We start from the raw sequence: 25,499 nt of genomic DNA on the forward strand, positions 1-25,499 counted from the left end.
GTGACCATCAGGACGTCGTCGAGCCCCGCCGACACGGCCTCCTCGACCACGTACTGGATCGCCGGCTTGTCGACGACCGGCAGCATCTCCTTGGGAGTCGCCTTGGTGGCCGGCAGGAACCGGGTGCCGAGGCCCGCCGCGGGAATGACAGCCTTGCTGATCCTGGGGTGCGACTGAGTCATGCCCGCAACCATATCCGGTGCCTTTGTGGGGAAACTGTGGCTCCGGTTGGTTGACCCTTTATGGCTGCATTGAGGAAGGGTGCGAGAACGACCGGTGGAACACGACGGAAGCACGGACAAGCCTGACAAGCGAAGGTTGCGTCGGGAGATCCTCGCGGTGAGACGCGGGTTGACGCAGGACGACGTCCGCGAGACGGGCCGCGCGCTGGCGGAACGCGCCCTGGACCTGCCGGAGCTGGCGCGGGCGCGCACGGTGGCGGCGTACGTCTCCGTGGGCAGCGAGCCCGCCACGCTCGCGCTGCTGGACGCGCTGCGGGCGCGGGGCGTGCGCGTGCTGCTCCCCGCGCTGCTGCCCGACAACGACCTGGACTGGGGCGAGTACGCCGGACCGGACTCCCTCGCGCGAGTCCAACATGGCGGAAAAATGGCCCTCTTCGAGCCCTCCGGCGCACGGCTCGGCCCGGACGCCGTGACGAGCGCCGATGTCGTCCTGCTCCCCGGACTGGCGGTGGACGCGCAGGGCATGCGGCTGGGGCGGGGCGGCGGGTCGTACGACCGCGTGCTGGCACGCCTGGAGAACGCGGGCGCGCGCCCCAGTCTCGTGGTGTTGCTGTACGACGCGGAGGTCGTCGCCCACGTCCCGGCGGAGGGGCACGACCGGCCGGTGCACGCGGTGGTGACGCCCTCCGGTGTGCGCCGCTTCCCGGGCGGCTGAGGCAGCGGGACGAAACGGCCCCCCACGCGTGCGCGTGGGGGGCCGTTTCGGTGTCTGCCGGTCAGCGGGTCACGGCTTGAGGACGAGCGTGTCGCTGGTGCCGTCGTCGACCGCCTTGCCCGAGAACGACCAGGGCAGCAGCTCGCCCTTGGCCCACAGCCCGGTCTGGTCGGTGTAGTGCGCGCTGAAGGCGTGCCCGGAGGCGCCGGTGAGGTTGATCCACCGGGACTTGTCGAAGTCGGCCAGGTTCACGACCATCCGCATGGACGGAACCCAGACGACGTTGTAGCCGCCGGCGGCGTTCCACCCCGTGGCGTTCACCGTGGCCTCGCCGCCGCTGAGCTCCCAGGGGCCGCGGTTGAGGATGTACTGCAAGACCTCCGGGCCCTCGGTGCCGAGCGTCTGGTTCTTCAGGAACAGCCGGTGCAGCCTGCCCCAGCTCCAGGTGTCGATGTCCTTGCCGAGCTTGGCGGTCAGCTCCCAGCGGGCGTCGATCATCGCGCGCGCGAACAGCTGGTCGCGGTTGTCCGCGGCCGGGCGGGTGCCCGACTTGGGCGTCTTCCACCAGTCGCTGTCCGGCTTGTCCATCAGGGTGCGCACGACCTCGAACCAGCGGTCGCCGCCGTCCGGCTGCGCCTGGTCGGCGTCGCGCTCGCCGCACTCGCGGACCTTGGCGTCGTCGTCCAGCGGCCCGGTGCTGTCGATCTTGTCGACCCACAGGCACTGTCCGTCGACGCGCAGCTCCTTGGGGAGCTTGTTGCCGAAGGCGAGCTTGAGGACGTTGCGCCACACGGCGTTGAAGTACGCGGCCGCCGCGGAGTCCGAGTCCTGGGTGTAGTCCCAGCCCTCCAGCAGCTTCTGCGCCTCGCGCACGCTCTTGTCATCGATGTTGATCTTCAGCAGCTTCGGTACCAGGAGCTTGGCGATCTCGCTGCTGTTGTCCAGCTGCATCTGCCGCATGTCGTCCGTGGAGATCTTGCCGCCGTCCTTGATCTTGGACTCGATCAGGTCGGTGATGCGCTGGCTGCGGGCGCCGTAGCCCCAGTCGGTGGTGAGCGTGTAGGGGTACTTGGCCTGGTCGACCACGGCCTGGTTGGCGGTGACGATGTAGCCGCGCTTGGGGTTGTACTCGTACGGCAGCTCGGACTTCTTGATGAAGCCGGTCCAGCGGTACTTCGGGTCCCAGCCCGGTGCGGGGATGGAGCCGTCGTCCACGGCGGAACGCGTGGGGATCCTGCCGGGCAGCGTGTAGCCGATGTGGTTGTCGGTGTCGGCGTAGATCAGGTTCTGCGAGGGGACGTCGAACAGGGCGGCCGCCGCGCGGAAGTCGTTCCAGCCGCCCGCCCTGTCGAGGGCGAACACGGCGTCCATGGAGGTGCCCGGGTCGAGCGCGGTCCACCGCAGGGCGATGCCGTAGCCGTCACCGCGGTCGGGCGCGGCGGTGTTGACCGCGGCCTTCTTGCCGACCTGGACGAGTTCGTCGTCGCGGTCGGACAGCAGCGGCATCCCGTCCTGGGTCTGCCGGACGACGATCGTCTTGGACGCGCCGCCGGCGACCTTGATGGTCTCCTCGCGGGTCTTGAAGGGCCGGACCTTGCCGTCGTACAGGTAGCCGTTGGCGGTGACCTTCTCCAGGTACAGGTCGGTGACGTCGACCCCGGAGTTGGTCATGCCCCACGCGACGTTCGCGTTGTGACCGATGATCACACCGGGCATGCCGGCAAAGGTGAACCCGCTGACGTCGTACTGGCAGGTGCTCGAGACGGTGCGGCAGTGCAGGCCCATCTGGTACCAGACGGACGGCAGGGACGCCGACAGGTGCGGGTCGTTGGCGAGCAGCGGCTTGCCGGTGATGGTGTACTTCCCGGAGACGACCCAGGAGTTGGAGCCGATGCCCTGGCCGTTCACGCCGACGGCGGTGGGGACGTTGTCCAGGACCTTGTACAGGCCCGCCAGCTGGCTCGTGAGGCCCGTTCCGGCCGTGGCCGAGGAGGAGGAGCCGGTCGTGCCCGTCGCGCCCCGAGAGGCGCCTGTGGCGCTTCCGGTGCCGGTGGTGCCGGTGGTCCCCGAGGTGCCCGTCGTACCGGTCGAGCCGGTCGTGCCCGTGCCCTGGGAGACGCTCGCGGTGCCGCCCTGCTGGAAGGTCTTGGTCAGCTCGCTGTACTGACCCTCCTGCACGATCGGCTTGTTGCGGCCGTAGGGGTACTCCGGGTACAGGTCCTGGATCTGCTGCGGGCCGAGGCGGCTGGTCATCAGGGCGCGGTCGATCTCGTCCTGCATGTTGCCGCGCAGGTCCCAGGCCATGGCCTTGAGCCAGGCGATGGAGTCGACCGGGGTCCACTTCTCCGGCTGGTAGTCGTTGGTGAGGCCCAGGGCCGCGTACTCCAGGGAGATGTCCTTGCCGTCCTTGCCCTGAAGGTAGGCGTTGACGCCCTTGGCATAGGCCTGGAGGTACTTCTTCGCGGAGGCCGACAGCTTGGTGTCGTACTCCTGCTGGGCGATCCGGTCCCAGCCGAGGGTGCGCAGGAACTCGTCGTTCTTGACCTGGCCCTTGCCGAACATCTCCGACAGGCGCCCGGAGGTCATGTGCCGGCGCACGTCCATCTCGTAGAACCGGTCCTGCGCCTGGACGAAGCCCTGCGCCATGAAGAGGTCCTCGTCGGAGGAGGCGTAGATCTGCGGGATGCCGTTGCCGTCCCGCTTCACGTCGACCGGCCCGGACAGGCCGTCGAGTGTGATCGAACCGGTGGTCTGCGGGAAGGAGGCGCGGACGGTGCTGATCGACCAGTACGCCCCGTAGGCGAGGCCGCCGATGACGGCCAGGACCAGCACCAGCACGATCAGTCGGGCTTTGCGCCCCTTCTTCCTGCCGGACTTGGCGGGCTTGTCACCCGTTGTGGCGGTGGTGTTGGGGGGCATCGCTGTCCTTGCTGTCCTAACGCGAGCGGCAGGTCGGGCTGTGACTTTGAATGAGCGCTGGAGCAACCATAGGCGCAGGGCCCTCTCCCACTTGACGCGGAGTGGGGAACCAGCGCGCACGGACGTTCGATCTTGCCCCGCCGAGCGTCAAGAAAGCGTCAAGAGTTAGGTAAGGTAACGAAGTACTTGGGTGCGGTGCGCCGCAGCCTCGGGTCTTGTGTACGCACGTCCGCGCCCCCCGCGCGGGCCAAGGAAGGGAACCGCCGCTGACTGTCGACCACCTCAACCAGCTCCTGCTCGTCTGCTCCCTCGTCCTGCTCGTCGCCGTCGCGGCTGTCCGGATCTCGTCCCGCAGCGGGCTCCCCAGCCTGCTCGTGTACCTGGGGATCGGCGTCCTCATGGGCCAGGACGGCATCGGCGGAATCCACTTCAACAGCGCCGCGCTCACCCAGGTCATGGGATACGCGGCACTGGTCGTGATCCTGGCCGAGGGCGGTCTCGGCACCAAGTGGAAGGAGGTCCGGCCGGTCCTGCCGTCCGCCTCCGTACTGGCGACGGCGGGCGTCGCGATCAGCGTGGGCGTGACCGCGGCGGGCGCGCACTACCTGGTCGGGCTGGAGTGGCGGCAGGCGCTCATCATCGGCGCGGTGGTGTCGTCGACGGACGCGGCGGCGGTCTTCTCCGTCCTGCGGAGGGTTCCGCTGCCCGCGCGCGTGACGGGCACGCTGGAGGCGGAGTCCGGCTTCAACGACGCCCCGGTGGTCATCCTGGTCGTCGCCTTCTCCACCGCCGGCCCGGTCGAGCACTGGTACGTGCTGCTGGCCGAGATCGCCCTGGAACTGGCCATCGGCGCGGCCGTGGGTCTCGCAGTGGGCTGGTTCGGCGCCTGGGGGCTCAGGCACGTGGCCCTGCCCGCCTCCGGCCTCTACCCGATCGCGGTCATGGCGATCTCCGTCACGGCGTACGCGGCCGGCGCCCTGGCGCACGGCAGCGGCTTCCTGGCCGTCTACCTGGCCTCGATGACGCTCGGCAACGCCAAGCTCCCGCACTGGCCGGCCACCCGCGGATTCGCCGAGGGGCTCGGCTGGATCGCACAGATCGGCATGTTCGTCCTGCTCGGCCTGCTGGTCACCCCGCACGAGCTGGGCGACGACGTCTGGCCGGCGCTCGTCATCGGGCTGGTCCTCACCATGGTGGCCCGCCCGCTGAGCACGGTGCTCAGCCTGGCGCCGTTCCGGGTGCCCTGGCAGGAGGAGACCCTCATGTCGTGGGCGGGCCTGCGGGGCGCCGTGCCCATCATCCTGGCCACCATCCCGATGGTGAACGGCGTCGCCGGCAGCCGCCGCATCTTCAACATCGTCTTCGTCCTGGTCGTCGTCTACACCCTCGTCCAGGGGCCGACGCTGCCCTGGCTCGCCCGCACGCTGCGCCTGGGCGAACAGGGCGAGGCCTCCGACCTCGGCATCGAGTCGGCGCCCCTGGAGCAGCTGCGCGGGCACCTGCTGTCCGTCTCGATCCCGGAGGGCTCGCGGATGCACGGCGTGGAGGTCAACGAGCTGAGGCTGCCGCCCGGCGCCGCCGTCACGCTCGTCGTACGCGATGAAAAATCGTTTGTTCCGCTGCCTTCGACGGTGCTGCGGCGGGGCGACGACCTGCTCGTCGTGGCCACCGACCCGGTCCGCGACGCGGCCGAGCGCCGGCTGCGCGCCGTCGCCCACGGCGGCAAGCTGGCCGGGTGGCTGGGCACGGACGGGACGGGCGCGGGGCGCAGGGACCGGGGGCGGGGCGCATGACGCCCTGACGGCCCACCCGGTGCCGATCACAGGAGAACGTGCCGTATGGTGCTCATTTTCACAGGTGCACAAGGGTGTGATCCTTATACTATGAAGGCACCCTGATCGAACCAACTCTGCCTGACGCAGAGCTGGCGCGACCGTATGGCGGCCGGAAACGCTCTTTGCAGTAGCGCCGGTATCTACCGCAGTTCCGCGCAAGAGGACAGCTCTCGGCGCCCCCGCACGGGCGCGCTACCAGGCGGAAGAAAGGCACGGGCCGTGGCATCCACGGTCACCACCACCGATTCGGCGGAGACCCCGTCGGCATCGTCCCGCCCCGGATACGGACAGCTGCTGCGCACCCGCGGCGCCTGGACGTTCCTGCTGCCGGGTTTCGCGGCGCGACAGCCGTTCGCGATGCTCACCATCTCCATCGTGCTGCTGGTGCAGCACACCACCGGCTCGTACGGTGCGGCGGGCGCCGCCGCGGCCGCCACCGGCGTCTCCATGGCGCTGTTCGCGCCCTACAGCGGCCGTCTCGCCGACCGCTACGGCCAGCGCGCCGTCCTGGTCCCCGGTGTCCTGATCCACACGGTGTCGGGCCTGTCCCTGACGGCGCTCGCCCTGGCGCACGCGCCGCTGTGGGCGCTGTTCCTCGCGGCCGTCCCCACCGGCGCCTCGGTGCCGCAGGTCGGCCCGATGGTGCGGGCCCGCTGGGGCGTGAAGCTCCAGGGCTCGCCCCTGATGACCACGGCGGCCGCGTTCGAGTCGGTCACGGACGAGCTGACCTTCGTCTTCGGTCCCCTGCTGGCGACCGCCCTGTGCACCGCGGTGACGCCCTCGGCGGGCCTGGTCACGGAGGCCGCGCTGACCCTCGTCGGCGGTCTGCTGTTCGCCGCGCAGAAGAGCACGCAGCCGCCGGTGACCGCGGAGAGCGGCCACGCGCGCGTGAAGCACGCCTCCGCCCTGCGCGTGCCGGGCGTGCGCGTGCTGGTCGTGACCTTCCTGGGCATCGGCTCCGTCTTCGGCGGCATGCAGGTGTCGCTGGCCGCGTTCACCGAGTCGATCGGCGAGCCCGGCCTGAACGGTGTCCTGTACGGCGTCTTCGCGGCCGGCAACATGCTGTCCGGCATCGTCTGCGGCGCGATCGCCTGGAAGGCCGCCCCGCAGCAGCGCCTGGTCGTCGGCTACACGGCGCTCGCCGTGGCGGCGTCCGCGCTGTGGACGGCGCACTCCGTGCTGCTGCTCGCCGCGCTCGGCCTGCTGGTCGGCATGTGCATCGCGCCGTCGCTGATCACGGGCTACACGCTGGTCGAGGGCCTGGTCCCGGCCGGCGCCCGCACCGAGGCCTTCACCTGGCTGACCGGCGCGGTCGCGCTCGGCCAGGCGGCGGCCGTCACCGTGGCCGGACAGCTGGAGGACCGGCTGTGGGGCGGCGCGGGCTTCCTGGTGCCCATGGCCGGCACGCTGGTCGCACTGGCCACACTGCTGGCGCTCCGTTCGCGGCTGGTCGCGCAAGCGCGGAACCGCACCGTCGCACGTGGCGTCGGTCACCGCGTGCCGGTGACGGTGGACTGAAACCCCGGAATACGTCACTATGGATCGTCGTTAGCACTCATCGAGTGAGAGTGCCAGGAGGAAGACAGTGCCGACCTACCAGTACCAGTGCACCGAGTGCGGCGAGGGCCTTGAGGCGGTGCAGAAGTTCACCGATGACGCCCTGACCGACTGCCCCAGCTGCAATGGCCGCCTGAAGAAGGTGTTCTCCGCGGTCGGCATCGTCTTCAAGGGCTCCGGCTTCTACCGCAACGACTCCCGCGGCTCCACGTCGAGCAGCAGCCCGGCGTCGAAGTCGTCCAGCTCGTCGTCGTCCGACACGAAGTCGTCCTCGACCTCGTCGTCGTCCACGACGTCCTCCACCAGCAGCTCCGCCGCCTGAGACCTCTCCGTCCGGACCCTGCCGTCGTACGACGGCGGGGTCTTCGGCGCTCCCCGAATCCGCCTCCCCAGCGGTTTCGGGGCGAGCTAGGGTGCTGGTCATGGCGAACGCAGAGATCGGCGTAATCGGCGGTTCGGGCTTCTACTCGTTCCTCGACGACGTGACCGAGGTTCAGGTGGACACCCCCTACGGGCCGCCCAGCGACTCCCTCTTCTTCGGCGAGATCGCGGGTCGGCGCGTCGCCTTCCTGCCCCGGCACGGCCGCGGCCACCACCTGCCGCCGCACCGCATCAACTACCGCGCCAACCTCTGGGCGCTGCGCTCCGTCGGCGTCCGGCAGGTGCTCGGCCCGTGCGCGGTGGGCGGGCTGCAACCCGAGTACGGCCCGGGCACCCTGCTCGTGCCGGATCAGTTCGTGGACCGGACGAAGACCCGCGTCCAGTCGTACTTCGACGGGCTGCCGCGGCCCGACGGGACCGTGCCGAACGTGGTGCACGTCTCGATGGCCGACCCCTACTGCCCCACCGGTCGGGCCGCCGCGCTGAAGGCGGCTCGGGGCCGGGACTGGGAGCCGGTGGACGGCGGCACGCTGGTCGTGGTGGAGGGGCCGCGGTTCTCCACCCGTGCCGAATCGTTGTGGCACCGGGCGCAGGGCTGGTCGGTCGTGGGCATGACGGGGCATCCCGAGGCGGCTCTCGCCCGGGAACTGGAGCTCTGCTACACCTCGATGACCCTGGTCACCGACCTCGACGCGGGCGCCGAGAGCGGGGAGGGCGTCTCCCACGAGGAAGTGCTGCGGGTGTTCGCCGCCAACGTGGACCGGTTGCGGGGCGTGCTGTTCGACGCGGTCGCGGCGCTGCCGGAGACCGGGGCGCGGGACTGCCTGTGCGGGAACGCGCTCGGCGGCATGGATCCGGGGTTTGAGCTGCCGTAGCTGCCTTGCCGGGGGCTCGGGCGGGGATGTGAGTGCTCGGAGTTCGGCTGGACGGGAGTGCTCGGTGCCGGGCCGGTGATGGGCTCGGGACGGGAGTGCTCGGTGCCGGGCCGGTGATGGGCTCGGGACGGGAGTGCTCGGGTCCGGGCCGGTGATGGGCTCGGGACGGGGGTGGGCGGAGGCCGGGGGTGGGTTGAGGCCGGGGGCGGCGGAATGTCCCGTTCGGGTGGGCGGGTTTTCCACAATCGGCTGATGGTCCACCGGCTCCGGCGGGATCCGGCGCGAGGCCTCATCGTGGCATCGCAAGCCGATCCCTTCGTCGCCGGTGGTGACTGCCATGCCCCTCCCCTCCTCCCCCACGCCCTCCTCGCCCCTCTCGTCCGCGGGGCCGTTCCCCCCTTCCCCCGCTTCCTCCGGTCGCTCCGCCCCTCATCCCGCGGCCTCTCCGCTGCGGCTTCCGCGGCCGCTCGGTACGGACGCCCCGGCGACCTGTGAGGTGCCGCAGTTCGCGCCGGTGCGGGTGCGCGGCGGGCGGTACCGGCTGCAACGGCTCGTCCGGCACCGCGGGCGGGTCATCGCGGCCGGCCTCGCGGTGACGGCGGCCGCCCTGATCGTCTCCGGGCCGCGCTCCCCGGCGGAACCACACCTCACCCAGCGGGCCCGCGGGCACCCGGCCGGGGCACCGGTGCCGCGGCCCGGCGCGGTGGATCTGGTGACGGCGCCGGTGCGGATCGCCGACGCCGCCACCGTCCGGCTGCTCCGGCCCGGTGACCGGGTCGACGTCATCGCGGCGCAGGACCCCTCGGCCGGGGGTGAGGCCCGTGTGCTCGCGCGCGGGGTGCGGGTGACCAAGGTGCCCGCGCCGCCGGAGGGCGCGGCCGAGAGCGGTGCGCTGGTCGTGCTGTCGGTGCCGCGGGCCGCGGCGGCACGGCTGGTCGGTGCGAGCGCCACCGCGCGCCTGGCGGTGACGCTGTGCTGAACCGGACCGCTCGCCTTCCCGACGACTCGCTGTCAAGTCGCTCGATCGAGCTAAGGAATTGGACAGAACGGGCTCACGGTGCCGTAGGTTGCGGAGCGTTTGGTTCCACACCCATACGTTCCACACCCTGTGCATACGAGGAGAGTCCCCGAGGTGAGCGCGAAGAAGGAACCGAGCGTCTGGCAGGGCTTCAAGGCCTTCCTGATGCGCGGCAACGTCGTCGATCTGGCAGTCGCGGTGGTCATCGGCGCGGCCTTCACCAACATCGTCAACTCGGTGGTGAAGGGGATCATCAACCCCCTGGTGGGGGCCATCGGCACGCAGAACCTGGATCACTACAGCCTCTGTCTGAAGGACCCGTGCTCGGTGACCGCCGACGGCACCGTCAAGAGCGGTGTGCCGATCCTGTGGGGCAGCGTCGCCGGTGCGACGCTCAGCTTCGTGATCACCGCGGCGGTGGTGTACTTCCTGATGGTCCTGCCGATGTCGAAGTACCTGGCCCGGCAGGCGGCACAGCGGGCTGCGCGGGAGGGCACCAAGGAGGTCCTCGAGGTGACCGAGCTGGAGGTGCTCAAGGAGATCCGCGACGCGCTGGTGGCCCAGCGCGGATCCGGGCACGACGCGTCCTAGCGGGGCTGCTCCGGACGGCTCAGATGTGGTGGGGCGGCTTCTCGTCGAGGAAGCGCTTCAGGTCGGCGGCGCTGTCGCCGGGCGTGCGCTCGCCCCACCCGCGGTCGGTGTCGTCCGAGGACTGCTGGTCCAGCGGGTCGTCGAAGACCAGCGCGGGCTTCGGGGCGCGCGGCTCGGGCTCGGGGGCGGTGCTCATGCCCCCAGGGTACGGCCCCGGCCCCGGCGCCCCGGCACAGTGCCCGGCACCGGCCCCGGAAGCGGCGTCGGAAGCGGCGTCTGCCGCGCGGTTCGCCCTGGCCGCGGGACCCCCGAGCGCTTGTGAATACGTTCACAAGATTTTCGGCCGGTTTTCTGCTGTGCTGGGAAACATGACGTCCAGTTCCGCTCAGGCGCCTGCCCCCTCAGGCGCGCCCCGGCCGACCGGACCTCTGCGCCGCCTCACCGCGCGCGGACGGCATGAATCGCACCGGGTCTCCTCTCCGCTGGAGCTCTTCTTCGACCTGTGCTTCGTGGTGGCGATCGCCCAGGCGGGCACCCAGCTGGTGCACGCCGTCGGCGAAGGGCACGCGGGCAGCGGGATCCTCAGCTACGCGATGCTGTTCTTCGCCATCTGGTGGGCCTGGATGAACTTCACCTGGTTCGCCTCGGCGTACGACAACGACGACGCGCTGTACCGGGTCGTCACGCTGGTGCAGATCGCCGGCGTCCTGGTGCTGGCCGCCGGTGTCTCCCGGGCCTTCCAGCAGCATGACTACCTGGTGGTGTGGCTCGGCTATCTGATCATGCGGCTGGCGATGGCGGCGCAGTGGCTGAGAGCCGCGAGATCGGCCACCGGCCCGGAGCGGACCATGGCGCTGCGGTACGCGGGCGGTGTGCTGCTGTGCCTGGTCGGCTGGCTCGGGCTGGTGCTGCTGCCCGGGCCCGCCCGGTCCTGGGTGTTCCTCGTGATGGTGATCGCCGAGCTGTGCGTGCCGCTGTACGCCGAGCGGGACCACCAGACCGCCTGGCATCCGCATCACATCGCCGAGCGCTACGGCCTGTTCACCATCATCGTGATCGGGGAGACGATCGCCGCGGCCACGGTCGCGGTGAAGTCGGCCGTGGACGAGCACGAGGCGCTGGGCGAGCTGCTGCCGATCGCGGCGGGCGGACTGCTGATCGTGTTCTCGGCGTGGTGGATCTACTTCGTGGTGCCCATCCACGGTCATCTGCGCTCCAACAGGCAGGCGTTCCTGTGGGGCTACGGCCACTATCTGATCTTCGCCTCGGCGGCGACGATCGGCGCGGGCCTGGAGGTTGCCGTGGAACAGGCGGTCGGCACGACGCACATCTCCACGCTGTCCGCCTCGGCGGCCGTGACCCTGCCCACGGCGCTGTATCTGCTCTCCGTCTGGGCGCTGCACGCACGGCACTTCAAGGTCGGCATCGCCCAGCAGATGGTGCTGCCGGTGACGGCTCTGCTGGTGATCTGCTGCACCTTCCTCGGGGGCTGGGCGGTGCTCGCGGCGGGGCTCGTGTGCTCGGCCGCGGTGGCGACCGGGGTGACGCTGACGGCACGGATGGCGAGCCGGGAGCGCACGCCGGAGGCCACCGCGCCGGCCGGCTGAACCCTTCGGCGGCGGCCGGCGCTGGGCCAGACTGGCACGCATGACAGCTGACGCATTGACGGACGTCGCCGGGGTCCGCGTGGGGCATGCCACGCACCGCGGGGACGGCTGGCTCACCGGCACCACGGTCGTGCTCGCTCCGGAGGGGGGCGCGGTCGCCGCGGTGGACGTCCGCGGGGGCGGCCCCGGCACCAAGGAGACCGACGCGCTCGACCCGCGCAACGTGGTGCAGAAGGTCGACGCCGTGGTCCTGACCGGGGGCAGCGCGTACGGGCTGGACGCCGCTTCCGGTGTGATGGCCTGGCTGGAGGAGCGGGGGCGCGGTGTGCGGGTGGGGGCGGACCCGGCGCATGTGGTGCCGGTGGTGCCCGCAGCGTGCGTCTTCGACCTGGGCCGCGGGGGCGACTTCCGGGCGCGGCCGTCCGCGGCGACGGGCCGTGCGGCCGTGGAGGCGGCAGCGGCCGAGGAGCCGGGCGGCCGGGTGCCCGAGGGGTGCGTCGGGGCCGGCACGGGCGCCGTGGCGGGGCGGCTCAAGGGCGGGGTGGGCACGGCGAGCGCGGTGCTCGGTTCGGGGGTCACCGTGGGCGCCCTGGTGGTCGTGAACGCGGCGGGGTCGGTGGTGGACCCGGAGACGGGGGCGCTGTACGGGGAGTTGGGGCGGGGGCGGGTGAGGTATCCGGAGGAACGGGTGCACGAGGCCGCGTGCCGGCGCCTCGACGAGGCCGCGGCCGAGAACGCCCCGCCGCCGCTCAACACGACGCTCGCGGTGGTCGCGACGGACGCGGACCTGTCGAAGGCGCAGGCGCAGAAGCTGGCGGGGACGGCGCACGACGGCATCGCGCGCGCCGTGCGGCCGGTGCATCTGCTGCACGACGGGGACACGGTGTTCGCCCTGGCGACCGGCGCTCGCCCGCTGGACGCGCACCCGCTCGCGCTCAACGACATCCTCGCCGCGGGGGCGGACCTGGTGACGCGCGCGATCGTCCGGGCCGTCCGCGCGGCGGAGTCGGTGGCGGGGGCGGGGGGCGTGTGGCCGTCGTACGAGGAGTTGTACGGACAGCCTTAACGGGAGCGGTGGGGGGAAGTACCCTCTGGGCGACGGATTTTGAGTCGGTGTCGGCTCGCACGGGAACATCCGGCGCGGCCGGCGCGTTTTACCGGCGCACGTTTTCTCGGATCCCGGACACGATGTCCGACCGAGGGGCTACGGTATGCACCCACAAGGTGACATGCAGCAACGCCGGGAGAAGCCTTGAGCGTTCCGTACGAGACGGCAGCGTACGAACCAGCCGAGTCGCCCGAGTCTCCTGAGGAGCATCTCGCGCGACTCCTCGGCCGTGCCCTGAACTCGTTCGAGTTGCCCGACGAGGTGCTGGGGCAGCTCGACTGCGCGCTGGCGCACGACAGTTCCCTGCACTCGGCGCACCACAGCGCGGGGCTGCACCGGGAGACGTACCGGCACACCTGGCTGCTCGCCGACGGCTCGGCGGTCACGCTGTGGGAGCTGGTGCACAACACCGTGCCGGGCGGTGCCCCCGAGCACGAGGTGTATGTGGACGAGGAGGAGGTGCAGACGGCCGCGGCGCGGCTCGGACTGCCGCCGGACTCCCCCGAGCTGGAGCTGCCCGAGCTGATGCTGCTGTGGGCGATTCCCGAGCCCCGGCACATGTTCGCCGGGGACGACTCGCCGGACCACGCGCGCCGGCTCCTGCGCCGGGCGGAGAACGCCGACCGCCCGGGCGCGGAGACGGCGGCCCTGCTGGCCACGGCGACAGCCCACGAGATCACCCAGGCGTTCGGACGCCCGGGACGCGCCGGGCGGGCCGGGCGGGCCGGGCTGAGCTACGCGCTGTACGAGCACGCGTTCCTGCTGCCGGACGGCAGCGTGGTCTCCCTCTGGGAGGTCGAGCACACGGCGACGCCGGACGGCCGGCACATGTGCGAGGTCTATATGTCGGAGGACGCGGCCAGGGACGCGATGGAACGGCGCGCGGCGCGGCAGGGGTAGCCCGGAGGCGGCCAGCACGTTCCCGCGTACGCGGGGTGCCGGGTGCGGGTGAGGTCAGCCGTTGGCGAGTCGGCGTATCAGGCCTGCGAACGCGGCCTGTTCCGCGGGGGTCAGTTCGACGGACTCCTGCGGCGGCCCGACCGGGCTCTGCCGGGGCAGCGCCGGAAGCGGCGGGGTGACGCGCCGGGCGGCGGCCCGGTGGCCGGCGCGGCGCACCAGGCGCGTCAGCACGGCGGCCCAGACGACGGCCGTCACAGCGAGGACGGTCACGCCGAACAGCAGAAGAGTCGAGGCGTGCGCAGGCATGAACCCCAGTACACACCACGGTCCGGGACTTTGGCCCCGGACCGTGATGTATCTCGCAGGTGCCGTGAACAACTCACAGCGCATCAAAGGGACAAGACGCAGCGCGCGGGGTCAGGCGGCCACCGGCTGCTTGGACTCCTTCGACGCCGTGGACGGACCGGACGCGGGGTCGGCGGCCGGGGATCCCGGGGCCGGCTTGCGCATCCCCTTCAGAAGGATCACCAGGGCCGTGGTGGCGCAGACGCCGGCGGCGATGGCGATCAGGTAGAGGAACGGGTTGCCGATCAGCGGGACCACGAAGATGCCGCCGTGCGGGGCGCGCAGGGTGGCACCGAAGGCCATCGACAGCGCGCCGGTGATCGCGCCGCCCACCATGGCGGACGGGATGACCCGCAGCGGGTCGCCCGCGGCGAACGGGATCGCGCCCTCGGAGATGAAGGAGGCGCCCAGCACCCAGGCGGCCTTGCCGTTCTCGCGCTCGGTCTGGGTGAAGAGCTTGCCGCGCACGGTGGTGGCCAGGGCCATCGCCAGCGGCGGGACCATGCCGGCCGCCATCACCGCGGCCATGATCTTCATCGCGGAGTCGCTGGGGTTGGCGACGGCGATGCCCGCGGTGGCGAAGGTGTAGGCGACCTTGTTGACCGGGCCGCCCAGGTCGAAGCACATCATCAGGCCGAGCAGGGCGCCGAGGAGGACGGCGTTGGTGCCGGTGAGGCCGCTCAGCCAGTCGGTGAGCCCCTTCTGGGCGCTGGCGATGGGCTTGCCGATCACGACGAACATCAGGAATCCGACGAGCGCCGAGGAGATCAGCGGTATCACCACCACCGGCATGATGCCGCGCAACGCCGCCGGGATCGGCACCCGCTGGATGGCGAGGACCACGCCGCCGGCGATGAGACCGGCCGCGAGGCCGCCGAGGAAGCCGGCGTTGATGGTCAGTGAGATCGCGCCGCCCACGAAGCCGGGGACGAGGCCGGGGCGGTCGGCCATGCCGTAGGCGATGTAGCCGGCCAGGACCGGGACGAGGAAGCCGAAGGCCACGACGCCGATCTGGAACAGCAGTGCGCCCCAGCTGTCGGCCTGGGTCCACAGGAAGTGGTCCATCACCGAGGGGGCCTTGTTGATCTTGTAGCCGCCGATCGCGAAGCCGAGGGCGATGAGGAGACCGCCCGCGGCGACGAACGGCACCATGTAGCTCACGCCGGACATGAGCCACGTGCGGAGCTTGCTGCCGTAACCCTCGGTGGAGTCGCCGCCGCGCTCGACCGGAGTGCCGCCGGACGCGGCCGCCGGGGCGCTCGCCTCACCGCGCGCCGCCTTCTCGCGGACCTCGGCGATGAGTTCGGCGGGACGGTTGATGGCCGCCTTCACCCCGACGTCGACGGTCGCCTTGCCGGCGAAGCGGTCCTTGTCGCGGACGGGGACGTCATGCGCGAAGATCACGCCGTCCGCCGCGGCGATCACCTCCGGGTGCAGCCGGGTGAACCCGGCCGAGCCCTGGGTCTCCACGAAGAGTTCGATCCCGGCCTCGCGGCTCGCGTTCTCCAGGGACTCGGCCGCCATGTAGGTGTGGGCGATACCGGTCGGGCAGGAGGTGACGGCGACGATGCGGAAGGGGCGGTTCGCGGCGGCCGTCTGGCCCGCCGCGGCGTCGGCGGAGGCCGCCGCCGACGCCGCAGCGGTGTCTTCGGGGGCACCGCTCACGGCGCCCTGAGCGGACCCGGCCTGAGCGGGCTCGCCCTGCGCGGACCCGCGCTCCTCCGGCACGCCCTGCGCCGGCGACGGCTGTTCGTCGCCCCGGATCAGTGCCGCCGCCGTCTCCGGGTCGGACACCGCCCGCAGCGCCGAGGTGAAGTCGGCGTTCATCAGCTGGCGGGCCAGGGAGGACAGGATCGTCAGGTGGGCGTCGTCGGCGCCGGCGGGGGCCGCGATCAGGAAGATCAGGTCGGCGGGGCCGTCGGGCGCGCCGAAGTCGATGCCGGCGGCGCTGCGGCCGAAGGCGAGGGTCGGCTCGGTGGCGTGGGCGCTGCGGCAGTGCGGGATGCCGATGCCGCCGTCGAGCCCGGTCGGCATCTGGGCCTCACGGGCGGCGACGTCGGCGAGGAAGCCCTCCAGGTCGGTCACCCGGCCCTGGGCCACCATGCGCTCGGCGAGGGCGCGCGCCGCCGCTTCCTTGGTATCGGCGGACAGGTCGAGATCGACCAGGTCCGCGGTGATCATGTCGCTCATCGCGGGCTCCTATGCACGCGTATCGCCCGTGGGGAGAGGTGGGCGGAGGGTGGGGACGGGGGTGCTGCGGGGAGGTGGGGCGGAAGGGGTGGCGGTGGCGGGTAACGGGGAGTACCGCCACGACCGGGCGAGCGGAGCGGTCGCCGCCGGCGGGGTGCGCCGAGTCATCACCGGCTCTGTCGGGTGACCGTCGCGGGGGGTCATGACACCGGCTCCGTCAGGGCGCGGTCGAGGGGGATGTCGGCCGTGACGGTGACCGCGGACGGGTCGAGGTCGGCGGGGGTCGGCATGACGCTGCCGGGGAGCCCGACGGCGGCGGCGCCGTGGGCGACGGCGGAGGCGAGCGCGTCCGGGCCGGTGCCGCCGGCGACGAGGAACCCCGCGAGGGAGGAGTCGCCGGCGCCCACGTTGCTGCGGACGGCGTCCACGCGGGCGCTGCCGAACCAGGCGCCGGTGTCCTCCACGAGGAGCTGGCCGTCGGCGCCCAGGCTCGCGAGTACGGCGTGTGCGCCCATCGCGCGCAGCTCCTCGGCCGCCTTGAGCGCGTCGCCCACGGTGGCCAGGGGGCGCCCGACGGCTTCCGCCAGCTCCTCGGCGTTGGGCTTCACCACATCGGGCCGCGCGCGCAGCGCCTCCAGCAGGGCGCGCCCCGAGGTGTCCAGGGCGATGCGCGCACCACCGGCGTGCGCTCGCGTGACCACATCGGCGTACCAGGAGGGCGCGAGCCCCCGGGGCAGGCTGCCGCAGCAGGCGATCCAGTCGGCGTCGCGGGAGTGGACGCGGACGGTGTCCAGGAGGAGTTCCTGTTCCGCCTCGGACAGTTCCGGGCCCGGCGCGTTGATCTTGGTGAGCACCCCGTCGGACTCCGCGAGCGCGATGTTGGAGCGGGTGGCGCCGACGACCGGGACCGGGGCGACCTCGATGCCCTGCGCGTCGAGCAGTTCCGCCACGAGCGCCCCCGGCGCACCGCCCAGGGGCAGCACGGCGACCGTGCGCCGTCCGGCGGCCGCGACGGCGCGCGAGACGTTCACGCCCTTGCCGCCGGGGTCCATGCGCTCGCCGGTGGCGCGGATGACCTCGCCGCGCTCCAGGGAGGGGACCTCGTAGGTGCGGTCGAGGGAGGGGTTGGGGGTGACGGTGAGGATCATGCGCGCACTACTTCCGTGCCGCCGCGCTCGATGGCGGCGGTGTCTTCGGGGCTCAGCCCGCTGTCGGTGATCAGCAGGTCCACATCGCTCAGATCGCCGAAGCGGGCGAAGTGCTCCTGGCCGTGCTTGGAGGAGTCGGCGAGGAGGACCACCCGGCGGGCGGCGGCGACCGCGGCCCGTTTGACCGCCGCCTCCGCGAGGTCGGGGGTGGTGAGGCCGTGCTCGGCGGAGTAGCCGTTGGCCGCCACGAGGAGGACGTCGGCGCGGATCTCGCCGTACGCGCGGAGCGCCCAGGCGTCCACGGCGGCGCGCGTGCGATGCCGGACCCGGCCGCCGACCAGGTGGAGCTGGATGCCCGGGTGGTCGGCGAGGCGGGCGGCGATGGGCAGGCTGTGCGTGACGACGGTGAGGGAGGCCTCCAGCGGGATCGCGGCGGCGACGCGTGCCACCGTCGTACCGGCGTCCAGGATCACCGTGCCCTCGGTGGGCAGTTCGGCGACGGCCGCCTTGGCGATGCGGTCCTTCTCGTCGGCGGCGGTGGACTCGCGCTCGGCGAGGTCGGGCTCGAAGTCGAGGCGGCCGACCGGGATGGCGCCGCCGTGCACCCGGCGGACGAGGCCGGCGCGGTCCAGGGCCTTCAGGTCCCGGCGGATGGTCTCCGCGGTGACCTGGAACTCCTCGGCCAGCGACAGCACGTCCACGCGGCCGCCGTCACGGGCGATCCGGAGGATCTCCTGCTGCCGTTCCGGTGCGTACATGCCGGTCGCCTCCGCCTGCTTCCTGTCCGAGCACTTCCGGATTATGTCCGAACGTGTGGTTTCACTCGGAGACTACGCCCGGATTTCCGGGAAGTAAACAGGTTCGGGCCTGGATCAGGCATGAACGGGCATGGACGGGCGTAGACAGACGTCGGGGCCGGGTGCGCATGGCGCCCCGGCCCCTCCTTGCGTGCCTGGTCAGGGCAGCAGTGCCGGCTCCCGCTCCGGGGCGGTAAGGTCCGCTTCCGCTCCTTCCACATGCTGGGACGGGCGCTTCGGCAGCGCGGACATCAGCAGCAGGATCGCGGCCATGATCCCGGCGACCCACCACAGCGCGTGCTGGAAGGCGTGCACGAAGGCCGGGCGGACCTGGGCCGGGGCGAGCCGGTCGCCGATCTCACCGAAGAACACCACCGAGACGAGGCCGAGCCCGAGCGCGTTGCCCATCTGCTGCACCGTGTTGATCAGGCCCGACGCCGAACCGGCATGCTCCCGGGGCACCTCCGAGAGCACCGCGTCGGTCAGCGGGGCGACGATGAGACCCATCCCGGCGCCCATCACGACCAGCGGGAGGGCCATCTGCCAGGAGGCGATGGCGAGGCCGTAGCGGTGCGACGCGGCGATGTAGAGGAGGAGGCCCGCCACCATGAGCAGCGCCCCCGCCTGGAGGACCTTGCGGCCGAAGCGCGGGACCAGCTGCTGCACGGACAGCCCGGCCGCGACGGACACCGCGAGCGAGAACGGCACCCCGGTCAGCCCGGCGTGCAGCGGGCTCCAGCCCAGGCCGATCTGCATGTACAGCGTCCACACCAGGAAGAAGATGCCGAGCGCGACACCGAAGACGGTCTGTACGGCGATGCCGGCGGCGAAGCTCTTCACGCGGAACAGGGAGAGTTCGACGAGCGGGGAGCCGTCGCGCGCCGCCTTGCGCCGCTCGTACACCACCAGCGCCGCGAAGACGACGAACGCGCCGGCCATCAAGCCGTACCCCCACAGCGGCCAGCCCAGCTCGCGGCCGCGGGTGAGCGGGTAGAGCAGCATCAGCAGGCCCAGCGAGACCAGGGCGACCCCGACGAGGTCCAGCTTCAGCGCCCTGGGCGCCTTGGACTCGGTGATGAAGCGGCGGCCCAGCACCCAGGCGATGATGCCGACGGGAAGGTTGATGAGGAAGATGGGGCGCCAGTGCAGGCCGAACAGGTTCCACTGCGTCAGCAGCGCGCCGAGCAGCGGCCCGGAGACCGCGCCCAGGCCGACGACCGCGCCGAACATGCCGAACACCTTGCCGCGCTCATGGGCCGGGAAGGTCGCGTGCACGATCGACAGCACCTGCGGCACCATCATCGCCGCCATGCCGCCCTGGAGGAGGCGGGCGGCGACCAGCATCTCCGGGTTCACCGCGAAGCCGCACAGCGCGGAGGCGAGGGTGAAGCCGCCGACGCCGATGAGGAAGAGCCGGCGCCGGCCGTGGATGTCGCCGAGGCGGCCGCCGGTGATCAGGCCCGCGGCGAAGGCGAGGGCGTAGCCGGCGGTTATCCACTGGATCTGGCCGACCGTGGCGTGGGCGGTCCGCTCGATGGAGGGGATGGCGATGTTGACGATCGTCACGTCCACCAGGTCCATGAAGGCCGCGGTCATGACGATGGCCAGGGCCAGCCATCGGGTTCGGTCGGGAGAGGGGGAGGGCGAGGGGACGTGGCTCATGTCCGCAAAGCTATGTCGCCACTAGGCCAGATCGTGACCTATTTATGCGGCATGCTCGTCGGCATGACGACCGACACTCCCGCGCGGCTGCTTCAGCTTCTCTCGCTGCTCCAGACTCCCCGTGAGTGGCCCGGCGGGGAGCTGGCGGACCGGCTGCGGGTGTCCCGCCGTACCGTGCGGCGGGACATCGAGCGGCTCCGCGAACTGGGTTACCCGGTGCAGGCCACGAAGGGCGCGGACGGCGGGTACCGGCTGGTCGCGGGCAAGGCGATGCCGCCGCTCGTGCTGGACGACGAGGAGGCGGTGGCCATCGCGGTGGGGCTGCGGGCCGGTGCCGGGCATGCGGTGGCGGGCGTGGACGAGGCCTCGGTACGGGCCCTGGCCAAGCTGGAGCAGGTGCTGCCCGCCCGGCTGCGTCACCGGGTCTCCACGCTCCAGGCCGCGACGACCCCGCTGACCAGCGGTGACGGTGCGAGCATCGCGCCGGAGACGCTGACCGTGATGGCCTCGACGGTGGCCGGGCGGGAGCGGCTGCGGTTCGCCTACCGCGACCGGGACGGCGGCGAGACCCGGCGGCTGACGGAGCCGCACCGGCTGGTGTCGACCGGCCGGCGCTGGTACCTGGTCGCCTACGACCTCGACCGCGCGGACTGGCGCACCTTCCGGGTGGACCGGGTGAGCGAGCCGTTCGCGACCGGAGTCCGATTCGAGGAGCGGGAGTTGCCGACCGGCAGCGCGGCGGAGTTCCTGCGGCGGTCGATCCAACGGCAGCAGGAGACCTACGGCTTCGAGGTGCGCTTCGCCGCTCCGCCGGAACGCGTGTCGGCGCGGGTGCCGAGCTGGGTCGGGGTGCCGGAGGACGACGGCGACGGCGGCTGCGTCCTGCGCGGCAGCACCGGCGACCCCATGGAGTGGCTGGCGGTACGGCTGGCGATGACGGGGGAGGAATTCCAGGTCCGGGCGCCTGACGAGCTGGTCGTACAGGTACGGGAGTTGGGCGAGCGACTGCTGCGGGCGGGGGGCGCGGGCGACTGACGGCTGACGGCTGACGGCTGACGGCTGACGGGGAGCCGCTACGACCCTTCGGGCTGGCCCGATCCCGGGGCGGCCGGGCCCGGAAGGCGGGAGCTTGGGCGGCGGCCCAGAACTCCACGGCCACGCGTACGGCGGCCTCCGGGCGCTCTCTGACCGGCGGCGCATCTGCGGGAGCCGGGCACCCCGGACGGGGGGGGGACGCGGGCGGCTGGCGGGGAGCCGCTACGACCCTTCGGGCCGGTCCGGGCCGGGTTCCGTGGCCCACTGGAAGTCCCGCAGCGTCCGCAGGTTGGCCAGGGCCAGGGCTGCGGGGCCGTCGGGGCCGGTGGGTGGGGCCGGGGTGGCGGCCCAGGATTCCACGGCCACGCGTACGGCGGCGCCGGCCACGGCAGCGGCGAAGCGGAGGGAGGGGGCCATCGCGGTGGGAGGCTCCGGTGGGGAGGCAACGTTGTCTCCCGCGGCCAGGCGCTCCGCGAGGGTCTGCGCCAGCGCGCCTTCCGAGGCCTGGCCCACCTCGGCCCAGACCTTGCGCAGGGCGGGGCTGGTGTCGGTCAGGCGGATCAGGGTGCGGACCCATTCCCAGGAGGCGGCCGAGACACCCGCCCCGGGCGTGAGGGTCTCCAGGACGGCGTGTTCCAGCGCCTCGGGAACGCCGAGGTGCGCCGGGGCGGTGCGGACCGCTTCCGTCCAGCGCTGGGCGCCCGCCGCGTAGAGCGGGGCCACCGCTTCTTCCTTGGTGGCGAAATAGCGGTAGAAGGTGCGGGGTGCGATGCCCGCCGTGTGGGCGATGTCCTCGGCGCGAGTGGCCCGCAGGCCCTGCCGGACGAAGAGGGCGGCCGCCGCGCGGGCGATCTCCATGCGGGTCTCGGCCTTGCGGCGTTCGGTGAGGGAGACCGGCTTGGCGGGGGAAAACGGCTGGTCGGCGGGGCTGGGGGTGGTGCTCATCCGGGCAGGCTATGCCCGTGTGGCAGAATCTGCCATCCAGGCGGTCCACCCCGGGGTTCAGGTACGGGGTGGACCGCCTTTCCAGTTCCGTTCCGGTGCGGTCCGGCCATGCGGAAGTTCCGTTCCGGTGCGGTCCGGCCATGCGGAAGCCGGGCCTCGGCGCCCGGGGGGGGTGGGCGCCGAGGCCCGGCTCGGGGAAGGTCCCGCCGCCGGGGGGGGATTGCGTCGGGACGTGGTTCGCGTGGGCCGGCCGGGCCCGGGTGGGCGTGGGGACGGGCCGGGCCGGGGGGTGGGTGGCTGGGTGCGAGTGGCTCAGGTGCTGGTGGGGAGTGCGGTTGCCCGGGCCCGCTCGGGGGCCCGGAAGGGTTGTTCCCGCGGGCCCGGGAGTTGAAGCGACGGGACCACGCCATGTTTGCGCCGTCTTCAGCCACCGGGCGTACGCGGCCGTCGCGGGCGCACGCCCGTCACGCCCGCCCCGTCCGCCGCCCCCCGGCTCCTCACACCCGCCAGGCTCGGCACACCCTCCGCCCGGCAACCCCGGGCGCCGGTCAGGCCGCCGCGTCGAACCCGGTGTCGCGGGCCAGCTTCTTCAGTTCGAGCAGGGCGTGCTTCTCGATCTGGCGGATCCGCTCGCGGGTCAGGCCGTGCTCCTTGCCGACCTCGGTGAGGGTGCGCTCGCGGCCGTCCTCGATGCCGTACCGCATCTTGATGATGGAGGCCGTGCGCTGGTCCAGGCGGCCGATCAGGTCGTCCAGTTCCTCGCTGCGCAGCAGGGTCATGACGGACTGCTCGGGGGAGACCGCCGAGGTGTCCTCCAGCAGGTCGCCGAACTGGGTCTCGCCCTCGTCGTCCACCGACATGTTCAGCGAGACCGGGTCGCGGGCCCAGTCCAGGACGTCGATGACGCGCTCCGGGGTGGCGCCCAGCTCGGCGGCGATCTCCGCGGGCTCCGGGTCGCGGCCGTTCTCCCGGTTGAACTCGCGCTGCACACGCCGGATGCGGCCCAGCTCCTCCACGAGGTGCACGGGAAGCCGGATGGTGCGCGACTGGTCGGCGATGGAGCGGGTGATGGCCTGCCGGATCCACCAGGTGGCGTACGTCGAGAACTTGAAGCCCTTGCGGTAGTCGAACTTCTCGACCGCGCGCACCAGGCCGGCGTTGCCCTCCTGGATCAGGTCGAGCAGGGGCAGGCCGCTGCGCGGGTAGCGCCGGGCCACCGCCACGACCAGGCGGAGGTTGGAGCGGATGAAGACGTCCTTGGCCCGCTCGCCGGCCTCGACCAGCGCCAGCAGCTCCTCGCGGGTGGCGTCGGACGCCGTCTCCTCGAATCCGTCGAGGACCTGCCGTGCGAAGACACCCGCCTCGATGGTCTGGGACAGCTCGACCTCTTTCGCGGCGTCGAGCAGCGGCGTCCGCGCGATCTCGTCGAGGTACATGCCGACCAGGTCGCGGTCCGCGATCTCGCCGCCATGGGCGCGAACACTGCTTGCCGAGTCGGCCGTCTCGCCGGTGGCGGACTGACGACGGGCGACGGCACGGGTTGCCATGCGTGCTCCCTTGCGATGGTGGGCGGGTGGTCCTGCGGACGCTCGGCACCGGCGGGGGCAGCCTCCGGGACTTCGAGACTCACCGAGTGCCCTGCATCCGTGGGAAACAACGACTGGAATCCGGACAGAATTCCCAACCCGCCCCTCGATTTTTCTGATCATGCAGTACCCTGTCCGCCCCACAAGGAGGCGGGATGACGCCGGAGCCCACAGAGGTGCAGGTCAGGCCGGGAGTCGAGGGGGATCTCACTGCCCTCACGGCGATCTACAACCACTATGTACGTGAGACGGCCATCACATTCGACATCGAGACGTTCACTCCGGAAGAGCGCCGCCCCTGGCTGCTCTCCCACCCGGAAGACGGCCCGTACCGGCTGATGGTTGCCACCGAGCGGGACTCACAGCGGATTCTGGGGTACGCCACATCGAGCCCCTACCGGCCGAAGCCCGCGTACGTGACCTCGGTGGAGACGTCGGTGTACGTCGCCCCGGAAGCCGGCCGGCGCGGCGTCGGCACGCTGCTCTACGACGCCCTGTTCACGGCGCTCGCCGACGAGGACGTGCACCGGGCCTACGCCGGGATCGCCCAGCCGAACGAGGCCTCCGAGCGGCTGCACGCCCGGTTCGGCTTCCGGTACGTGGGCACGTACCGCGAGGTCGGCCGCAAGTTCGGCCGCTACTGGGACGTGGCCTGGTACGAGCGGGAGCTGTAGCGGCGAGGCGCGGCCGGCCCTCGGGTCAGCCGAACTGCACCGAGCGCTTCGCCATGCCGCCCCAGAAGCCGTCGATCACCGACTTCTGCGTGTCCAGCTCGCCGCTCACCTCGGCCGCGCCCATGGTGACGAAGAGCGGGGCGAAGTGCTCGGTGCGCGGGTGGGCGTAGCGGCCGGCCGGGGCCTTGTTCAGGAAGTCCAGCAGGGCGTCCCAGTCGCGGGCCTCCAGGGCGCGCCGGCCCCAGTCGTCGAACTCGGACGACCAGCGGGGCACCCCGCCCGAGTAGCGCAGGGCTGCGAGGTTGTGGGTGAAGAAGCCGGAGCCGACGATCAGCACGCCCTCGTCGCGCAGCGGCGCGAGCCTGCGGCCGATCTCCATCAGCCGCACCGGGTCGAGGGTCGGCATGGAGACCTGGAGCACGGGGATGTCCGCGTCCGGGAACATCTCGACGAGGGGGACGTAGGCGCCGTGGTCGAGGCCGCGGTCGGGGATGTCCTGGACCGGGGTGCCGGGGGCGCGCAGCAGCTTGCGCACGGACTCGGCCAGCTCGGGGGCGCCGGGGGCGGGGTAGGTGACCCGGTAGTAGTGCTCGGGGAAGCCCCAGAAGTCGTAGACGAGCGGGACGGGCTCCACGGCGCCGAGCGCGAGCGGGGCCTCCTCCCAGTGGGCGGAGACCATGAGGATCGCCGTGGGCCGGGGCAGGTCGGCGGACCAGGCGGCGAGCTGGCCGGGCCAGACCGGGTCGTCGGCGAGCGGCGGGGCGCCATGGCTGAGGTACAGGGCGGGCATGCGCTGCGGGGCGGGGGCAGACATCGCGGCGGCTCCAGTTGCTTTAAGTCTCAAGCTTCAGGTCCGAGCATATGTCCGACTTGTTTAAGTTTCAAGGAGGGATTTCGTACAGTGGACCCATGAACACGGCACCGGACTCCGCCGCACCGCACCGCTGGCTCACCGCCGAGGAACAGCGCGTCTGGCGCGCCTACCTGCACGCCACCACCCTGCTGGAGGACCACCTCGACCGGCAGCTGCAACGCGACGCGGGCATGCCGCACATCTACTACGGCCTGCTCGTCGGGCTCGCGGAGGCGCCGCGCCGGCGGCTGCGGATGACCGAGCTGGCCATGAAGGCGAAGATCACCCGGTCCCGGCTGTCGCACGCCATCGCCCGGCTGGAGAAGAACGGCTGGGTACGGCGCGAGGACTGCCCCTCCGACAAGCGCGGCCAGTTCGCGGTGCTCACCGACGAGGGCGCCGAGGTGCTGCGGCGCACCGCTCCCGGCCATGTGGGCGCGGTACGGCAGGCCCTGTTCGACCGGCTGAGCCCGGACCAGCAGAAGGCCCTCGGCGAGATCATGGAGATCGTCGCCGAGGGCCTCCAGCCCGACGGGGAGGGCGCGGACCTGCCCTGGCTGCGCTAGGGCTGGGTCA

24 protein-coding genes are annotated in these 25,499 nt (G+C 72.1%); 13 read left to right on the plus strand and 11 right to left on the minus strand.

Annotated elements, in window-relative coordinates:
* A partial coding sequence (locus ACZ5CZ_RS38120) for a sugar phosphate nucleotidyltransferase (protein WP_468949413.1) occupies positions 1-182 on the minus strand: 182 nt, incomplete at its 3' end.
* Between the two features lie 94 nt (positions 183-276).
* Between ACZ5CZ_RS38120 and ACZ5CZ_RS38125 the strand changes: the two genes are divergently transcribed.
* Positions 277-897, plus strand: a complete 621-nt coding sequence (locus ACZ5CZ_RS38125) for a 5-formyltetrahydrofolate cyclo-ligase (protein WP_468949415.1) — start codon at positions 277-279, stop codon at positions 895-897.
* A 69-nt stretch (positions 898-966) separates the two neighbouring features.
* Here the strand turns inward: ACZ5CZ_RS38125 and ACZ5CZ_RS38130 are convergent, their stop codons facing one another.
* Complete coding sequence (locus ACZ5CZ_RS38130) at positions 967-3,816, minus strand: penicillin acylase family protein (RefSeq protein ID WP_468949417.1); 2,850 nt, start codon at positions 3,814-3,816, stop codon at positions 967-969.
* A gap of 215 nt (positions 3,817-4,031) precedes the next feature.
* Between ACZ5CZ_RS38130 and ACZ5CZ_RS38135 the strand changes: the two genes are divergently transcribed.
* The 6 genes from ACZ5CZ_RS38135 (at position 4,032) to mscL (ending at position 10,073) form a co-directional block, all read left to right on the plus strand.
* The gene (locus tag ACZ5CZ_RS38135) at positions 4,032-5,609 is read left to right on the plus strand and encodes a potassium/proton antiporter (protein WP_385845013.1); all 1,578 of its coding nucleotides are present in this window, start codon (positions 4,032-4,034) and stop codon (positions 5,607-5,609) included.
* 261 nt (positions 5,610-5,870) lie between these two features.
* Positions 5,871-7,169: an MFS transporter gene (locus ACZ5CZ_RS38140; RefSeq protein WP_450793193.1), complete on the plus strand. Its 1,299-nt coding sequence runs from the start codon at positions 5,871-5,873 to the stop codon at positions 7,167-7,169.
* 67 nt (positions 7,170-7,236) lie between these two features.
* Positions 7,237-7,530: an FmdB family zinc ribbon protein gene (locus tag ACZ5CZ_RS38145; protein WP_450793191.1), complete on the plus strand. Its 294-nt coding sequence runs from the start codon at positions 7,237-7,239 to the stop codon at positions 7,528-7,530.
* 100 nt (positions 7,531-7,630) lie between these two features.
* Complete coding sequence (locus tag ACZ5CZ_RS38150; RefSeq protein WP_385845017.1) at positions 7,631-8,464, plus strand: S-methyl-5'-thioadenosine phosphorylase; 834 nt, start codon at positions 7,631-7,633, stop codon at positions 8,462-8,464.
* A 337-nt stretch (positions 8,465-8,801) separates the two neighbouring features.
* Positions 8,802-9,443 (plus strand): hypothetical protein, encoded by a 642-nt coding sequence (locus ACZ5CZ_RS38155; protein WP_468949420.1) that lies wholly within the window; start codon positions 8,802-8,804, stop codon positions 9,441-9,443.
* 153 nt (positions 9,444-9,596) lie between these two features.
* A complete protein-coding gene (gene mscL, locus ACZ5CZ_RS38160) occupies positions 9,597-10,073 on the plus strand; it encodes a large conductance mechanosensitive channel protein MscL (protein WP_468949421.1) in 477 nt (158 codons plus the stop codon).
* Positions 10,074-10,092: 19 nt separating this feature from the next.
* Here mscL and ACZ5CZ_RS38165 read toward each other — a convergent pair whose 3' ends face one another.
* Positions 10,093-10,269, minus strand: a complete 177-nt coding sequence (locus ACZ5CZ_RS38165; protein WP_385845021.1) for a hypothetical protein — start codon at positions 10,267-10,269, stop codon at positions 10,093-10,095.
* A gap of 172 nt (positions 10,270-10,441) precedes the next feature.
* Here ACZ5CZ_RS38165 and ACZ5CZ_RS38170 point away from each other — a divergent pair, with 172 nt between their 5' ends.
* From ACZ5CZ_RS38170 to ACZ5CZ_RS38180, 3 genes are all read left to right on the plus strand, one after another.
* Positions 10,442-11,680 carry a low temperature requirement protein A gene (locus ACZ5CZ_RS38170; protein ID WP_468949422.1) on the plus strand — a complete coding sequence of 413 codons (1,239 nt, stop codon included), beginning with the start codon at positions 10,442-10,444 and terminating at the stop codon, positions 11,678-11,680.
* Between the two features lie 40 nt (positions 11,681-11,720).
* Positions 11,721-12,746: a P1 family peptidase gene (locus tag ACZ5CZ_RS38175; protein WP_468949423.1), complete on the plus strand. Its 1,026-nt coding sequence runs from the start codon at positions 11,721-11,723 to the stop codon at positions 12,744-12,746.
* A 186-nt stretch (positions 12,747-12,932) separates the two neighbouring features.
* Positions 12,933-13,688, plus strand: coding sequence for a DUF6227 family protein (locus ACZ5CZ_RS38180; protein WP_468949424.1), 756 nt, complete (start codon positions 12,933-12,935; stop codon positions 13,686-13,688).
* Positions 13,689-13,742: 54 nt separating this feature from the next.
* Here ACZ5CZ_RS38180 and ACZ5CZ_RS38185 read toward each other — a convergent pair whose 3' ends face one another.
* The 5 genes from ACZ5CZ_RS38185 to ACZ5CZ_RS38205 form a co-directional block, all read right to left on the minus strand.
* Positions 13,743-13,994, minus strand: a complete 252-nt coding sequence (locus ACZ5CZ_RS38185; protein ID WP_385845027.1) for a hypothetical protein — start codon at positions 13,992-13,994, stop codon at positions 13,743-13,745.
* A gap of 111 nt (positions 13,995-14,105) precedes the next feature.
* On the minus strand, positions 14,106-16,223 hold the full coding sequence (locus ACZ5CZ_RS38190; protein ID WP_468949425.1) for a PTS fructose transporter subunit IIABC: 2,118 nt from the start codon (positions 16,221-16,223) through the stop codon (positions 14,106-14,108).
* Positions 16,224-16,423: 200 nt separating this feature from the next.
* A complete protein-coding gene (pfkB, locus tag ACZ5CZ_RS38195; RefSeq protein ID WP_468949426.1) occupies positions 16,424-17,371 on the minus strand; it encodes a 1-phosphofructokinase in 948 nt (315 codons plus the stop codon).
* Positions 17,368-18,129, minus strand: coding sequence for a DeoR/GlpR family DNA-binding transcription regulator (locus ACZ5CZ_RS38200; RefSeq protein ID WP_385845060.1), 762 nt, complete (start codon positions 18,127-18,129; stop codon positions 17,368-17,370). Before ACZ5CZ_RS38200 ends, pfkB begins: the two co-directional genes overlap by 4 nt.
* 198 nt (positions 18,130-18,327) lie before the next feature.
* Positions 18,328-19,830, minus strand: a complete 1,503-nt coding sequence (locus ACZ5CZ_RS38205; RefSeq protein ID WP_468949427.1) for an MFS transporter — start codon at positions 19,828-19,830, stop codon at positions 18,328-18,330.
* 63 nt (positions 19,831-19,893) lie between these two features.
* On the opposite strand from ACZ5CZ_RS38205, the gene ACZ5CZ_RS38210 reads away from it, so the two are divergent.
* Positions 19,894-20,865 carry a helix-turn-helix transcriptional regulator gene (locus ACZ5CZ_RS38210; protein ID WP_468949429.1) on the plus strand — a complete coding sequence of 324 codons (972 nt, stop codon included), beginning with the start codon at positions 19,894-19,896 and terminating at the stop codon, positions 20,863-20,865.
* Positions 20,866-21,087: 222 nt separating this feature from the next.
* Here the strand turns inward: ACZ5CZ_RS38210 and ACZ5CZ_RS38215 are convergent, their stop codons facing one another.
* On the minus strand, positions 21,088-21,810 hold the full coding sequence (locus ACZ5CZ_RS38215) for a TetR/AcrR family transcriptional regulator (protein ID WP_385845034.1): 723 nt from the start codon (positions 21,808-21,810) through the stop codon (positions 21,088-21,090).
* A gap of 548 nt (positions 21,811-22,358) precedes the next feature.
* A complete protein-coding gene (locus tag ACZ5CZ_RS38220) occupies positions 22,359-23,357 on the minus strand; it encodes a sigma-70 family RNA polymerase sigma factor (protein ID WP_467546608.1) in 999 nt (332 codons plus the stop codon).
* Positions 23,358-23,551: 194 nt separating this feature from the next.
* Here ACZ5CZ_RS38220 and ACZ5CZ_RS38225 point away from each other — a divergent pair, with 194 nt between their 5' ends.
* Entirely contained in the window at positions 23,552-24,070 is a 519-nt protein-coding gene (locus tag ACZ5CZ_RS38225; protein WP_468949432.1) for a GNAT family N-acetyltransferase, read from the plus strand.
* A gap of 25 nt (positions 24,071-24,095) precedes the next feature.
* Here ACZ5CZ_RS38225 and ACZ5CZ_RS38230 read toward each other — a convergent pair whose 3' ends face one another.
* On the minus strand, positions 24,096-24,884 hold the full coding sequence (locus ACZ5CZ_RS38230) for a dioxygenase family protein (RefSeq protein ID WP_468949434.1): 789 nt from the start codon (positions 24,882-24,884) through the stop codon (positions 24,096-24,098).
* Positions 24,885-24,979: 95 nt separating this feature from the next.
* Here ACZ5CZ_RS38230 and ACZ5CZ_RS38235 point away from each other — a divergent pair, with 95 nt between their 5' ends.
* Positions 24,980-25,489 carry a MarR family winged helix-turn-helix transcriptional regulator gene (locus ACZ5CZ_RS38235; protein ID WP_385845039.1) on the plus strand — a complete coding sequence of 170 codons (510 nt, stop codon included), beginning with the start codon at positions 24,980-24,982 and terminating at the stop codon, positions 25,487-25,489.
* Positions 25,490-25,499: the final 10 nt, after the last annotated feature.

This window comes from Streptomyces sp. NPDC031418 (assembly GCF_055581605.1).